Source organism: Litoribrevibacter albus (assembly GCF_030159995.1).
In the GTDB taxonomy this organism is placed as follows: domain Bacteria; phylum Pseudomonadota; class Gammaproteobacteria; order Pseudomonadales; family Litoribrevibacteraceae; genus Litoribrevibacter; species Litoribrevibacter albus.
Genome location: NZ_BSNM01000003.1, coordinates 74,795 through 87,752 on the forward strand (window position 1 = coordinate 74,795; position 12,958 = coordinate 87,752).

A 12,958-nucleotide genomic window follows, 5' to 3' on the forward strand; every position below is an offset into this window, starting at 1 on the left:
AAATGCGTTTGCAGGAATTGGAAAAGTGGTTGGTAGAGGCGTTGGAAGACGCCAAGTTAGATAATGCTGAAAAAGCGGAGTTACGAGAAATTGTTCCGACGTTAACTCTGGAAGAAGGGCGTTTCGTTCGCAATAAAGCCTTTGCATTGGCCAGAGACGTAATCCGGGAAGACGTTAATCTGACCATGCCGGTGTTGAAATGGTTAGAGCAGGTTGTGAAAACCTTGGATTCAGCAGAAAACCCAACCTCGATTGCGAGCAGCGCATGCTTTAGCCCAGGTGATGAGTGTCGCCGCAAGATTGTGGATTTGTGTCATGGTGCTCGTCGTTCCATCGATATCTGTGTGTTTACCATTTCGGATGACAGTTTGAGCGATGCAATATTCAAAGCGCATCAGCGGGGTGTTCAGGTTCGAGTGATCACTGATAACGACAAGGCGAATGATCTTGGCAGTGATGTGGATGAACTGAGTAAGAAAGGTGTGCCGCTTCGGATGGACCGAACTGACAACCACATGCACCACAAGTTTGCCGTGTTTGATCAAACGACTTTGTTGAACGGTAGCTTTAACTGGACTCGAAGCGCTTCCCGGTACAATCAGGAAAACATTGCCGTCAGTGGCGATGTACGATTGTTGGAGCGTTTTAACAGTGAATTTGAGCGTTTGTGGAAAGAGTTTGCTTAAGGCCCTTTCGTTACGGACGTTATTTACAAATAAAAACAGCCCTGAAGAGGAAACCTTCAGGGCTGTTTTTGTATGTGATCGGGCATTTAAAGAATGCGCTTAATGAACGTATTTAAAGAAAGCACTTAAATCTAACGCACCGGAAAACCAGTCGGGAAGTCGGACATCTCGGCTAAGGTTGATAGCAACTCCTGATCATCTGAGGACTGGGCTGAACCTTCCCACTCTTCAAAATTTACCAGATCACTGATCTCCATTCTTGGTAACCAGCCTTTCGTCTCTAACTCTGGCTTGTCTTTAAAGTGCTCCACGTAGCCGATGCACAGGTAAGCAATGGGCACCACATGCTCAGGGATACCCAGGGTCGCTTTCAACTCATCTTCATGCATGATACTCACCCAGCCAACCCCTAAACCTTCTGTACGTGCGGCTAACCATAAGTTTTGTACCGCACAGACGGAGCTGTAGAGGTCCATGGTTTTCATATGCGTTCGACCGAGCACAGGTTTGCCGGTTCGGGTTCGGTCACAAGTGATGCAGAGATTAATCGGCGACTCTAAGATGCCTTCCAACTTTAAGTTCTTGTAGGTTTTCTGTTTGTCCTTATCGAACAGTTCTACCGCTTCTTTGTTCGCTTTTGAGAACAGCTGGTGTACCTGCTGTTTTTTCTGCTGAGAACGAATCACCAGAAAATTCCAGGGTTGCATGAAACCTACAGAAGGCGCATGGTGTGCGGCATAAAGAACACGCGCTAATACCTCGTCGGGCACGGTAGTAGGTAAAAACTGACCACGAACATCACGACGATTAAACACGGTTTTGTAGAGCGCATCACGCTCTGCCTCGGCAAAACGATGGCGCTCAGTAAGAGAGCTGGATTCCATATTAGTCCCCTTCAATGGAATGTGCGTGCAGGGTCCAGCTACAGCGCAGTTACACAATCAGGCCGGTCTACTGACTGAGGGTCATCCTTATACATCGCCTTCCCGGTGCTCAATTGAACAAGTCCAGTGGCTTGGCTGTGTATCACAGCCGATTGATGTATAAGTCGCCATCACAGGGCTGGGCGCGTTCCGGATTGTCACCGGATTCCCGATTCTCCCTCGGTGAAGCTGCGTTCATAATGATTATTTTTCATTAGAGCGACTGCTTTACACCTTGGGCACCTGACGTTTTGACAAGCTTTATAGGAGTTTAGCCTGGTTGGGTCAAGGAGAATTCTTAGGGATTTAGTTGACCTGCTTTCCCGTCAGCCGATAAAGTGGCAGCCTCGTGATTTATTCTTCTTTGGTCATTCAGGTTTAAGGGAAAGCCGTGCTTGAACTCATTTTAGGTGGTGCTCGTTCAGGAAAGAGTCGATTTGCTGAAGAACGGGCGTTGGCTTCAGGCAAACAACTTGTCTATCTGGCTACCGCAGAAACCCGGGATCGGGAAATGTCGGAACGCGTTAAACTGCATCAAGCCCGTCGCTCTGATCAATGGTCTTTGATTGAAGAACCGCTTGCGTTGGCTGAAGTCTTAAAACAGCACAGTCGAGCCGATAACTGTATTCTGGTGGATTGTTTAACCTTGTGGCTGACCAACTGTTTGTTGCAATCTGAAAATGTTCAGCAAGATCAGGCGTGGCAATCGGAGCGAGCTAAATTACTCGATACCCTACAGACGCTACCCGGTGATGTTATTTTTGTGAGTAACGAAGTCGGTCAAGGTGTGGTGCCGATGGGGGAATTGTCCCGAAAGTTTGTCGATGAGGCCGGTTGGTTGCATCAGGATTTAGCCAAACTCTGTGATACCGTGGTGTTTGTGGTGGCCGGTCTGCCCCAATTCCTCAAATCCTCCTCAATTCCTAAAACCTAGTTCTTAACTTATTTTTTGTCTTTAAAGGATCTGACTATGACTGCCTGGTGGACTCAAGCGATTCAACAGCCTAATGCAGAACAAGGTGAGCAAGCATCGGCTCATCAAAATCAGCTGACTAAGCCACCGGGATCATTGGGGCAGTTGGAAGACATTGCAATCCAATTGGCGGCTAATCAAAACACGTTGAAGCCGAAAGTCGATAACGTCGCCATACGCGTGTTTGCTGGCGATCATGGCGTTGTGGAAGAAGGTGTCTCTGCCTTTCCTCAAGCGGTTACTGTCGAAATGATTAAAAATTTCTGTGCCGGTGGTGCGGCCATCAGTGTGTTGGCGAAAGAGCAGGGCGCGGATTTCCAAGTGGTCAATGTTGGAACGGCAACGCCAGTGGAGGACCATCCTAAATTGATCAATCAACCGGTTGCAGCGGGCACTCAAAACTTTTGTCAGCAGGCAGCAATGACCGAGGCTGAATTTGAAGCCGCGCTTGGGTTGGGCAAATCCATTGCAGAACAAGCCCATCAAGAGGGTGCCCAACTCTTTATTGGCGGTGAGATGGGGATCGGCAACACCACAGCGGCGTCGGCCGTTGCCGCTGCCTTGATTCAGGATGAGTTAACGCTCGAACAAAAAGTCCTGGCATTGGTTGGACGCGGCACTGGCGTCGATGATAAGGGATTAACCATCAAACAACAGGCTGTAATGCGGGCGTTAGCGCTTCATCAGGATTCAATCAGTGATCCGGTATTAGCGCTACAAGCCGTTGGTGGCTTGGAAATTGTTGCGCTAACCGGTGCCTATCTCCGTTGTGGACAATTAGGTGTGACTGTTTTGGTGGATGGGTTTATCTGTTCCGTTGCTGCATTAGCGGCGCTTAGCATCAATGAAAAGCTCAGACCTTGGTTGATCTTTGCTCATCAGTCAGAAGAGTCCGGGCATCAAAAAGTATTGCAGGCATTGGATGCCAAACCTTTGTTAAACCTGGGAATGCGTTTGGGCGAAGCCAGTGGAGCGGCTGTGGCCCTACCGTTGCTTAGATTAGCCTGTTCACTCCATTCCTCTATGGCAACCTTTGAGTCGGCGGGGGTTAGTAACTCAGACGATTAATGATTCTTTCGTCATTCTGTACTGATTGCTTTGTACTTGTACACACTAAGGACGTGCTGTGAATATCTCAAATCGACGAATTCCTTCTAAGCTATGGAATGTGGAGGTTAGCTTATGACGCAAACCACAAGAGTTGATCTCTTGAGACATGGCGAATGTGAGGGTGCCCAATCGATTTATCGGGGCATCATTGATAGTCCGTTAAGTAAAGACGGTTGGGAAACCATGAATAAGGCTGTCGTTTCCGTTGTGTCCGATTGGGATGTGATCATTACGTCCCCCAAGCAACGGTGTCGGCGATACGCGATGGCGTTGGCAGAAGATCTGATGCGACCTTTCGAGATCAACTCCGGTTTTAGGGAAATTAACTTTGGCCGCTGGGAAGGTTTGACCTTTAGGGATGTATGGAAGGCGGAAGCTGATAACGTTAAAGCCTTTTATTCCGACCCTGAGAGTAACCCGCATGGCGGGGAATCTGTTGCACAAATGACGGATCGGGTGATGGCGGCTTGGGCTGAGATCTTACAACGCCATCGGGGAAAACGTATTTTATTGGTGAATCACGGCGGAATCATGCGCGTGCTTCTGTCCGAGCTGCTATCGATTCCAATGACATCGGTCTCTAAGATGAATGTGCCCTATGGTTGTTTAACTCGCTTCTCTGTGTTCTTTGATGAGAAAGTGTCTAATAAGGCAGTATCTAATGAGGCTGTATCTAATGAGAAAGCATCTGATGGCAAAGAGAATGAGCAGTATCATCCGATGATGGAGTTTCATAACAAAGCTGGATGAAACGCTTGCTGAACGCTCTTTCTTACCTTTGAACCATCCTATGGAATTAAAACGAAAAGGACAGATATGAACCTAAAATCTTTCTGGGTTGCCCTTCAATTCTTCACGTTATTGCCTACCCCAAACCTTAAAAACGTCGAGAACAAAGATTTGGCGGACTCGGTGCTGTGGTATCCACTGGTTGGCGCTGTGATTGGTGCGCTTTTGTGGGTCTTAGCGGCGTTGCTGATGCCTTGGTTTTCCTCGTTAGTGGTTGCAGGAATTGTACTCCTTGTTTGGGTAGCGATAACTGGTGCTCTGCATTTGGATGGCCTCGCTGATTGTGCCGATGCCTGGATGGGCGGTTTTGGTTCAAAGGAACGCACTTTGGAAATCATGAAGGACCCGGTCAGTGGGCCTATCGCGGTGTGTGTGTTAATCACTTGCTTATTACTCAAGTTTGCGTTGATTGAGTCCTTACTGAGCAGCAGCCTGGCGTGTGGTCTGATGGTCGTGCCTGTGATTGGCCGAATGTCGGCTGTATTACTGTTGTTAACCACCAAATACGTGAGGGAAGGCGGTTTGGGTGAGGCTTTGAGTCAGGAGCTGGATGCATCCAAAGCCTGGGGCATTCTAATTGTATTGGCGTTGGTGACGCTGGTGCTGCAACCTGTCCTGGCACTGTGTTTGTTCACTGTGTCGCTGGCTGTGTTCTTGGGCTGGCGACAGCGAATGATTCAGCGTATCGAAGGCTGCACCGGTGACACCCTTGGTGCCATGATTGAGCTGGTGGAGTTGGCTGCGTTGTTTGGTCTTGCGCTCTTTATTGGCGTTAACATTGGCCTGAACGGGTAAGAGCAGGCCAATTGTTATGACCGATACCATGAGTGATGTTTTGATCGATCATCTCTTTTCGATGTTTGTGGACAGTTTAAAACCAGACTTTCAACAGCGTATTCTTAATGATCCCGAGCCTGATAGAGAGTTTGATGACATTATGATCGACGATGGTCGGTTTTGCTTTACCCTGAATGGCCTTCATCGTTTGGTTCAAACGGTCTATCCCATCGACTATTACGCTTTTCAACAGCGTTTATACGCCAGCAATCTCAATGAACGACTCGCAGAGATGGGGTTGTCTGTGGTTATGCATCAATCCACCGGGAAAGTCGCCAGTAATTGGTATCGATTAGAAGAGCTTTAGTGTCTCCCGTCGCGTCTAGCTTTCACTCGTCATATACATTACTATGCTTGCTGTTCAGGTGCCTGATGTGTCCATCATGTTTAATCGATTGATGCAGAAGGATAATCGGGAAGTATGGTAAGTACAGAGAGAACATTGCAGTACTGACTCCATCGCTGCCCCCGCAACGGTAAAAGAGTTGTTTAGCTAACCACTGGTTTGATCAAAACCGGGAAGGGATAAACAGGTAAAGTTCGAATTTTTGAACTACTCTTAGAGCCCGGAGACCGGCCTGACAAGTCCTTATAATAACCATTGCACGGTGGGTGCAGGAGAAGAAAATGACCACTCAAGTTTCAAGTGCTCAGCACGCGAAAACACACGTTAAAGTTTCATCATTAGCACAGACTGCCGCTGCCATTATTTTTGGTGCCGTGGTTGTATTCGCGGTAGGTTTCTTACCAATGGATGCAGCGCACAACGCAGCGCACGATACTCGTCACGCGATGGCCTTTCCTTGCCATTAAAAGTTTGCCACTAGTGACTTTCTAGTTGGTGCTTTGCCTATTCGTACTTTGTTTACTAGTGCTTGGTCTATTAGAACTTGGTCTATTAGAACTTGGTCTATTAGAACTTTGTTTATTAGAGCCTAGCCTATTACATATGTGCGGTTAGTTCATCGCCACTGATTTTCCACAGTCTAAAAACTCGCAGTTGAATGAACCTGATCCGGTCGGATTGGGCTTTTGTGCGTTCTAAATACTCGTTATGGAAGAGCTTTAACCTATGTTATTTCGTCGAATCATATTAAATGCCTTGCTGGTCGGCATCGTTGCCAGTTTTGTATTCAGTCTCCTTCAAGTTTATGTTGTTAATCCTATTATCTTCGCTTCTGAAACCTATGAAGTGGCTGAAGAACCTGCCCCTGTGGCTGACCATCATCATGGTGAGGAAGCCGGTCATGCCCATTCTCATGATGAAGAAGCCTGGGCTCCGGAAGATGGCATTGAGCGAACAGCCTACACCATGTCAGCCAATATCTTTGCGGGCATCGGTTACGCGGCAATCTTACTGGCTGTCATGAGTCAGTTGTCTTTGCAGGGTCTTACTCGTGTGAATCTTTTGAAAGGGATTGCTTGGGGGATTGGTGGTTTCATCGTGTTCTTCGGTGCGCCGGCCATTGGTATTCCGCCTGAAATTCCTGGTATTGAGGCGGCTCCGGTTGAGCACCGACAAGCATGGTGGATGCTAACCGCAGCTGCAGTAGCCATTGGGTTATTGGTATTGGTCTATGCACCGTTGAAGTTCAAAGCACTGGGTGTGGTTGCGATCAGCTTACCCTATCTTGTTTCTGCTCCACATCCTGACGGCCCGGCGTTTTCTCATCCTGATCCGGCAGCGATTGTTGCGTTAACGGATCTACATCAACAATTTATTGTTACTACCTCAGTTTCGAACTTGCTGTTTTGGTTGGTGATGGGTGTAATGAGTGCTTGGGTATTGAACCGTTGGGTGCTGACACCAAACGTACTGAAAGGCCTAGGTCAGGATGAAACCGCAAACGCTTAAGTTTCCTTTTACCGCAGTATCAGGGCAGGCTTCTTTCAAGCTTGCTTTGATTCTTGCTGCGATCAACCCCGCTCTTGGCGGGGTGTTAATTAGTGGCCCTCGTGGGTCTGCTAAATCTACGTTAGCTCGTGGGCTGGCGGATGTTATGCCAGCGTCGGCAAATAAACCTCATGAATTTGTTACGCTTCCGCTGGGTGCCAGTGAAGAAATGCTTGTGGGCACGTTAGATCTACAGAAGGTCTTGGCCGACCAATCGGTGTCGTTTCAGCCAGGTTTATTAGCCAAAGCCGATGGCGGTGTCTTGTATGTGGATGAAGTAAATCTTCTGTCAGATAACCTTGTGGATTTGCTGCTCGATGTCTCGGCCAGTGGTGTTAATGTGGTAGAGCGCGATGGTGTCAGCCACAGTCATTCCGCCGAGTTTATTTTGTTGGGTACGATGAACCCGGATGAGGGGGAATTGCGTCCTCAACTACTGGATCGTTTTGGTTTGTCCGTTGAGTTATCCAATCAATACAGTGTGGAAGAACGTGTCGAGATTGTGCGTTTACGTGAAGCCTTTGATCGAAACCCTGAGGTGTTTGTTCAGGACTACCAAAAAGCGCAAGCCACATTAACCGAGAGCATTCAAACCGCCAGAACTCTACTGAATCAGGTGCAATGTGCTGATGAGTTACGCATTTTGATCGCTGAGAAATGCGTTGAGGCACATGTGGATGGTATGCGTGGTGACATTGTTTGGTATCGTGCCGCTGTGGCGCATGCAGCATGGCATCGGCGAGATCAGGTAACGGAAGAGGATATTCTGGCCGTTGAAGAGTTGGTGTTGGCGCATCGTCGTCAGAACAGTAGCAATTCATCGAATCCACCACATTTTCCGAACTCTAATTCACAAAGACCAGAGTCTTCTGATACGCCTTCAAGAACGCCATTTTCGCGGCCTCAGGAATCAAAGAATCAACAAACCAAAGAGGGTTCCGAAGGGGATTGGGGCAGTATGTCTTCCACGGCTCAAGAACAACAGACTGTGGAAGCTTCCTGGCAACTCAATCCCTTGAATAAGAAAGCAGAGAAACGTTCTGCGAAACAATCATCTTTGGGAAAGCCTCAAACCCTTAGTTCCGGTCGTCAGAAAGGCATCGGGAGTAAGGGTGTGTATGCCTCGAAAACAGACGATAGCAAAGTTCATTGGTTCGGTTCTATGGTTAAGAACGCAGGCCAGATACCGCTGAAAGAACTGGTATTTCGAAAGAAACGAGAAAGTCAGCCCGTGTTGCATTTGGTGTTGTTGGATACGTCGGCGTCGATTCTCCAACATCAGAACTTTGCCAAGGCCAAATCTTTGGTCAGTGCCATTGCCAATCAAGCCTATCTGGCTCGTGAACAAATGACCTTAATGGGCTTTGGTAATCAAAAAGTAGAGACGTTACTGCCGAAGAAGCGTGCGCCAAAGTCACTCATTACCTTGTTGAATACTATTCCAGCAGCAGGAGGTACGCCGCTGCGAGAGATGCTTCAACAAGCCAAAGCTTTCCAGCAGCAACAAGTGACACAAATACCGAATTTACTCATAAAGACGTACCTCATTACCGACGGTCGAACCAGCCAAGCTTTTGATGATTTGGATTTACTTGGGCAGGTTACGGTTGTTGATACTGAAGACAGTCAGGTCAAACGTGGCAAAGCACTTCACATTGCCCAATCCTTGGTTGCGGAGTATTTCAAATTAACGGATCTTTCGTTGCCTGAATTCACTTCACCGTCTTCTCACACTTTAAAGGTCTAGGATCATGTCTCAAGAAAACACGCAAACTACTGAACAAGTGTCATCGACGGATCAGGAAAAACACCAAACACGCATGGCCTCCAAGAAAGCCGTGGTCGATGCGCGTATTGCCAAAGCTACCGAAGAGCGTGGCGTACTAATTTTGATGCGTGGTAACGGCAAAGGGAAGAGCAGCTCTGCGTTGGGTACTATGGCCCGATCTGCCGGACACGGTATGAAGTGCGCGGTTATTCAGTTTATTAAAGGCCGTCGTGAAACAGGCGAGTATAAATTCTTCAAAGATCATCCATTAGTGGATTGGCATGTAATGGGTCACGGCTTTACCTGGGAAACTCAAGACAAAACCCAGGACATCGAAGCCGCGAAAAAAGCCTGGGCATTGGCGGAAGAACTTCTGCAAGACGAAAGTTACGACATGCTGGTGTTTGATGAACTGAGCTACATGTTCAAGTACAAATACCTGGAAGTAGAACCTGCGGTGAAAGCTTTGCAGAATCGCCCTAAGCATCAGAATGTAATCATCACTGGTCGTACAATGGCGACGGGTCTTCAAGAAATTGCTGACACCATTTCAACCATTCAAGATGACAAACATGCCTTCCGTTTAGGTGTGAAAGCACAAGCCGGGATTGAGTTTTAAGCATGACAAATCTCATGAATATAGCGTTAGTTGCCGACCAACCTGAGACCGCATCTTGCCCAGCGCTGTTTTTAGCCGCACCTGCGTCAGGGCAGGGGAAAACCACGGTTTCAGCGGCCTTAGCGAGAATGTTGAAACGCCAAGGCAAAGTGGTTCGCGTCTTTAAAACCGGGCCGGATTACCTCGACCCGCAGATTCTTCATCAAGCGTCTGGTGAACCGGTTGAGCAGTTGGATATGTGGATGGCGGGTGAAGCCTACTGTCAGACTAAGTTGTTTGAAGCCGCTCGTGATGCTGATCTGATTTTGATTGAAGGCGCGATGGGGCTGTTCGATGGTGAGCCTTCCAGCGCCGATTTAGCAGCTCGCTTTGGTGTCCCTATTGCCTTGGTGATGGATGTCAAAGGCATGGCGCAAACTGCGGCTGCGGTAGCGACAGGCTTGGTGAATTTTCGGGATGATGTTCAGTTCGCCGGTTTAATTGCCAACAACTGTGGCTCGGAACGTCATCGCCAACTGATCGAAGATGCCTTGCCAGAGAACCTTCCGCTACTCGCGCATCTGGCACGTTCGGAAGACGTGGCCTTACCGGAGCGTCATCTGGGGTTGGTGCAAGCGTCTGAAGTAACCGACGAATTAGAAATACGTTTAAACAATGGTGCCGATTGGTTGGAACAGGCAGGCTTGGCTGATTTGTTAGCGCGTGTTCCGTCAGTAGATTTCCATATGGCAGAAATGTCTGATGTGCCTGAACTGTTAAAAGGCCAGCGCATCGCCATCGCCAAAGACGAAGCCTTCAGTTTTATCTACGATGCCAATTTACGTTTGCTGGAAGAGATGGGCGCGGAGTTAAGTTTCTTCTCCCCGATTCATTCTAATGTTTTACCAGAGGCTGACGCACTGTGGTTGCCCGGGGGTTATCCGGAATTACATGCTGAAAAGATGGCTCAGAACCAGCCGATGATCGAGCAAATACAAACTTTTCATCAATCCGGTAAAGCGATTTTGGCCGAGTGTGGTGGTTTCTTGTATTGTTTGGAAACACTGACCGATTTGGATGAACAGCAATACCCTATGCTGGGTATTCTTACCGGACATGGTGCTATGCGTGGCAAACGTGGGTGTCAGGGCATGCAAACGGCTCCGTTACCGGAAGGAGAAATTCGAGCCCATGCTCATCATAGATCGCGCAGTGCAGATACGGATGAACCGATTGCTCATGGCCGTCGTCAACGACACCCGGCACCGGGCGAAGCCATCTATCGAAGCAAGCATTTAACGGCGAGTTATCTCCATTTGTTTTTCCCATCGAACCCCGAGGCGGTGGCGAAACTCTTCAAGCCTGAATAATCTGTTGAGACAACCCCTTTGAGACGCTAATTCATGTGGCCAGAAAGCAGTGAACAAGCCAAACCGCTCCGCACGGGCCTGACCACAGGTTCATGTGCGACTGCGTGTAGTTTGGCGGCCGCTCGTTGCTTGTTTTCTACTGCGGATCGGGCAAACGAGTTGTTGGAGTCTGTTTCTATTACGTTACCCACCAAGCGTTCTCAGGCACCCAAAGAAGTCAGTTTGTCGGTATCGGTTGAGGTCTTGTCAGAGCATTCGGCAAAAGCCAGCACCATTAAAGATGCGGGTGATGACCCGGATGTCACTCACGGTGCGACCATCTTTGTGGAAGTGACGTTGACCCAAACACCGGGAATTCACTTTAAAGCCGCGAAAGGTGTAGGCACGGTGACCCGTGAAGGCTTGGCACTAGCGGTGGGCGAGCCGGCGATTAACCCTGTGCCGCGACAAATGATTACCAATCACCTTACAAAATTGGCTCAGTTCCATGATTACCAAGGCGGCTTTGAAGTCGCCGTTGGCGTGGAAAATGGTGAGGTCATTGCCCAGAAAACCATGAACCCGAAATTGGGGATTCTAGGTGGATTGTCGATCTTGGGAACAACGGGAATTGTCCGGCCTTTTTCCTGTTCCGCCTGGATCGCTTCGATTCATCAAGGCATTGATGTGGCGATTGCCAATGGCGTTGATCACATTGCGGCCACTACCGGCAACAGCAGTGAACAGGCTATTAAAGCCCAGTACGATTTGAGTGAAATGTCGCTGATAGAGATGGGCGATTTTGCCGGAGCGGTGCTTAAATACCTTAAACAACTGAATCAGACTCAAGCTGAAAAGCTGACGCAAGTTACCATTTGCGGGGGCTTTGGCAAGATCAGCAAACTCGCTAATGGCCACATGGATTTGAACTCCCGCGTGTCGTCCATCGACTTTCAACACATTGCTGACGTGGCGAAATCGGCGGGCGCCGATGGAACTCTTCAACAACAGATTCTGGAAGCCAATACCACCATTCAGGCACTTAACTTGTGTACAGCAGCCAATGTTCCGTTGGCAGATGCCATGTGTCGGTTGGCCTACCAAAAAGCCAGAAGCTATGTGCCGGAACACATCAAGCTGGATGTCTGGGCCATTGATCGCAAAGGCAAGTTTGTTGGGGCGTTTTTGAATGATGTGGGCGATGAAAACGGGGAGGGTGACGCATGAGCATAACGCCTCTCTCTAAAGTGTTGGTTTTAGGCGGCACCTCCGAAGGTAAGGCGATGGTGAATCGCTTACTGGATTACGGGGTTCCTGTGGTGTACAGCATTGCAGGCTTGGTGCGAACTCCAGAGTTTAAACAAAGCGCAACACTGTGTGAGATCATTGATGGTGGCTTTTCATCGTATGGCGGTTTAGCGGAATATCTCAACACCCATTCGATTGTCGGTGTATGCGATGCCACGCATCCCTTTGCAAAAAACATTTCTGCCACGGCCTGGAAGACCTGCTCAGAACTGGGCATTCCATACTGGCGTTTTCAGCGATCGGAATGGCCTAAGCAACCGAAAGACGATTGGCAGGATTTTACCCATTGGCCGCCATTACTTAATTCCATCAGCTTGGGTAAAACCGTATTTTTCTCCGCTGGCCAACTCAACGATGAGTGCTTGCAGTGGCTGTTGGCCCATCCTCATCAGCAGATCAAACATCTATGGCGAACGGCGGTGGAACCTAAATCACCATTGCCGGATAACCTGATTGCCGTGAAAGCCATCGGCCCCTTTACCTTCGAGAGTGAACGTCAGTTGTTTACTGAGCATAAGGTCGATGTTCTAGTGACCAAAAACAGTGGTGGTGAGGCGACCATTGCCAAGATCCAGGTCGCACGAGAACTCGGCTTGCCGGTGTTGATGTTGGCGCGCCCAACCCCCGTGCCTGAAAACGTTTGTTACGACGACTTAAATAAACTGGCAATGTTGATCATTAGCCAGTTAAAACTGAATCACATGATGCAGGTTCACTAAGGAA

General features: G+C 48.6%; 14 protein-coding genes and 2 riboswitches. Of the genes, 13 read left to right on the forward strand and 1 reads right to left on the reverse strand.

The window, feature by feature from the left end; genetic code table 11:
• Positions 1-2 precede the first annotated feature (2 nt).
• Complete coding sequence (locus QQL66_RS02060) at positions 3-686, forward strand: phospholipase D-like domain-containing protein (RefSeq protein WP_284378186.1); 684 nt, start codon at positions 3-5, stop codon at positions 684-686.
• Between the two features lie 131 nt (positions 687-817).
• Here the strand turns inward: QQL66_RS02060 and bluB are convergent, their stop codons facing one another.
• A complete protein-coding gene (gene bluB / locus QQL66_RS02065) occupies positions 818-1,570 on the reverse strand; it encodes a 5,6-dimethylbenzimidazole synthase (RefSeq protein ID WP_284378188.1) in 753 nt (250 codons plus the stop codon).
• A 43-nt stretch (positions 1,571-1,613) separates the two neighbouring features.
• Positions 1,614-1,817: riboswitch (cobalamin riboswitch) on the reverse strand.
• 183 nt (positions 1,818-2,000) lie between these two features.
• Between bluB and cobU the strand changes: the two genes are divergently transcribed.
• The 12 genes from cobU (at position 2,001) to cobK (ending at position 12,954) form a co-directional block, all read left to right on the forward strand.
• A complete protein-coding gene (gene cobU, locus QQL66_RS02070; protein ID WP_284378191.1) occupies positions 2,001-2,543 on the forward strand; it encodes a bifunctional adenosylcobinamide kinase/adenosylcobinamide-phosphate guanylyltransferase in 543 nt (180 codons plus the stop codon).
• A gap of 36 nt (positions 2,544-2,579) precedes the next feature.
• Positions 2,580-3,650 (forward strand): nicotinate-nucleotide--dimethylbenzimidazole phosphoribosyltransferase, encoded by a 1,071-nt coding sequence (gene cobT / locus QQL66_RS02075; RefSeq protein WP_284378194.1) that lies wholly within the window; start codon positions 2,580-2,582, stop codon positions 3,648-3,650.
• 114 nt (positions 3,651-3,764) lie between these two features.
• Positions 3,765-4,442, forward strand: a complete 678-nt coding sequence (locus QQL66_RS02080) for a histidine phosphatase family protein (RefSeq protein ID WP_284378195.1) — start codon at positions 3,765-3,767, stop codon at positions 4,440-4,442.
• A 66-nt stretch (positions 4,443-4,508) separates the two neighbouring features.
• The gene (locus tag QQL66_RS02085; RefSeq protein WP_284378198.1) at positions 4,509-5,276 is read left to right on the forward strand and encodes an adenosylcobinamide-GDP ribazoletransferase; all 768 of its coding nucleotides are present in this window, start codon (positions 4,509-4,511) and stop codon (positions 5,274-5,276) included.
• A gap of 16 nt (positions 5,277-5,292) precedes the next feature.
• The gene (locus tag QQL66_RS02090) at positions 5,293-5,625 is read left to right on the forward strand and encodes a hypothetical protein (RefSeq protein WP_284378200.1); all 333 of its coding nucleotides are present in this window, start codon (positions 5,293-5,295) and stop codon (positions 5,623-5,625) included.
• A gap of 39 nt (positions 5,626-5,664) precedes the next feature.
• A riboswitch (cobalamin riboswitch) is annotated at positions 5,665-5,914 on the forward strand.
• Positions 5,915-5,945: 31 nt separating this feature from the next.
• Positions 5,946-6,131, forward strand: a complete 186-nt coding sequence (locus QQL66_RS02095) for a CbtB domain-containing protein (protein ID WP_284378202.1) — start codon at positions 5,946-5,948, stop codon at positions 6,129-6,131.
• Between the two features lie 259 nt (positions 6,132-6,390).
• The gene (locus QQL66_RS02100; protein ID WP_284378203.1) at positions 6,391-7,173 is read left to right on the forward strand and encodes a CbtA family protein; all 783 of its coding nucleotides are present in this window, start codon (positions 6,391-6,393) and stop codon (positions 7,171-7,173) included.
• Positions 7,154-8,959: an AAA family ATPase gene (locus QQL66_RS02105; protein ID WP_284378206.1), complete on the forward strand. Its 1,806-nt coding sequence runs from the start codon at positions 7,154-7,156 to the stop codon at positions 8,957-8,959. Before QQL66_RS02100 ends, QQL66_RS02105 begins: the two co-directional genes overlap by 20 nt.
• Positions 8,960-8,963: 4 nt before the next feature.
• Positions 8,964-9,599, forward strand: coding sequence for a cob(I)yrinic acid a,c-diamide adenosyltransferase (cobO, locus tag QQL66_RS02110; protein WP_284378208.1), 636 nt, complete (start codon positions 8,964-8,966; stop codon positions 9,597-9,599).
• Positions 9,600-9,613: 14 nt separating this feature from the next.
• Positions 9,614-10,948, forward strand: a complete 1,335-nt coding sequence (locus tag QQL66_RS02115; RefSeq protein ID WP_284378210.1) for a cobyrinic acid a,c-diamide synthase CobB — start codon at positions 9,614-9,616, stop codon at positions 10,946-10,948.
• 33 nt (positions 10,949-10,981) lie between these two features.
• Positions 10,982-12,154, forward strand: coding sequence for a cobalt-precorrin-5B (C(1))-methyltransferase (locus tag QQL66_RS02120; protein ID WP_284378212.1), 1,173 nt, complete (start codon positions 10,982-10,984; stop codon positions 12,152-12,154).
• Positions 12,151-12,954, forward strand: a complete 804-nt coding sequence (cobK, locus tag QQL66_RS02125; RefSeq protein WP_284378214.1) for a precorrin-6A reductase — start codon at positions 12,151-12,153, stop codon at positions 12,952-12,954. The genes QQL66_RS02120 and cobK overlap by 4 nt, the downstream gene beginning before the upstream one ends.
• Positions 12,955-12,958: the final 4 nt, after the last annotated feature.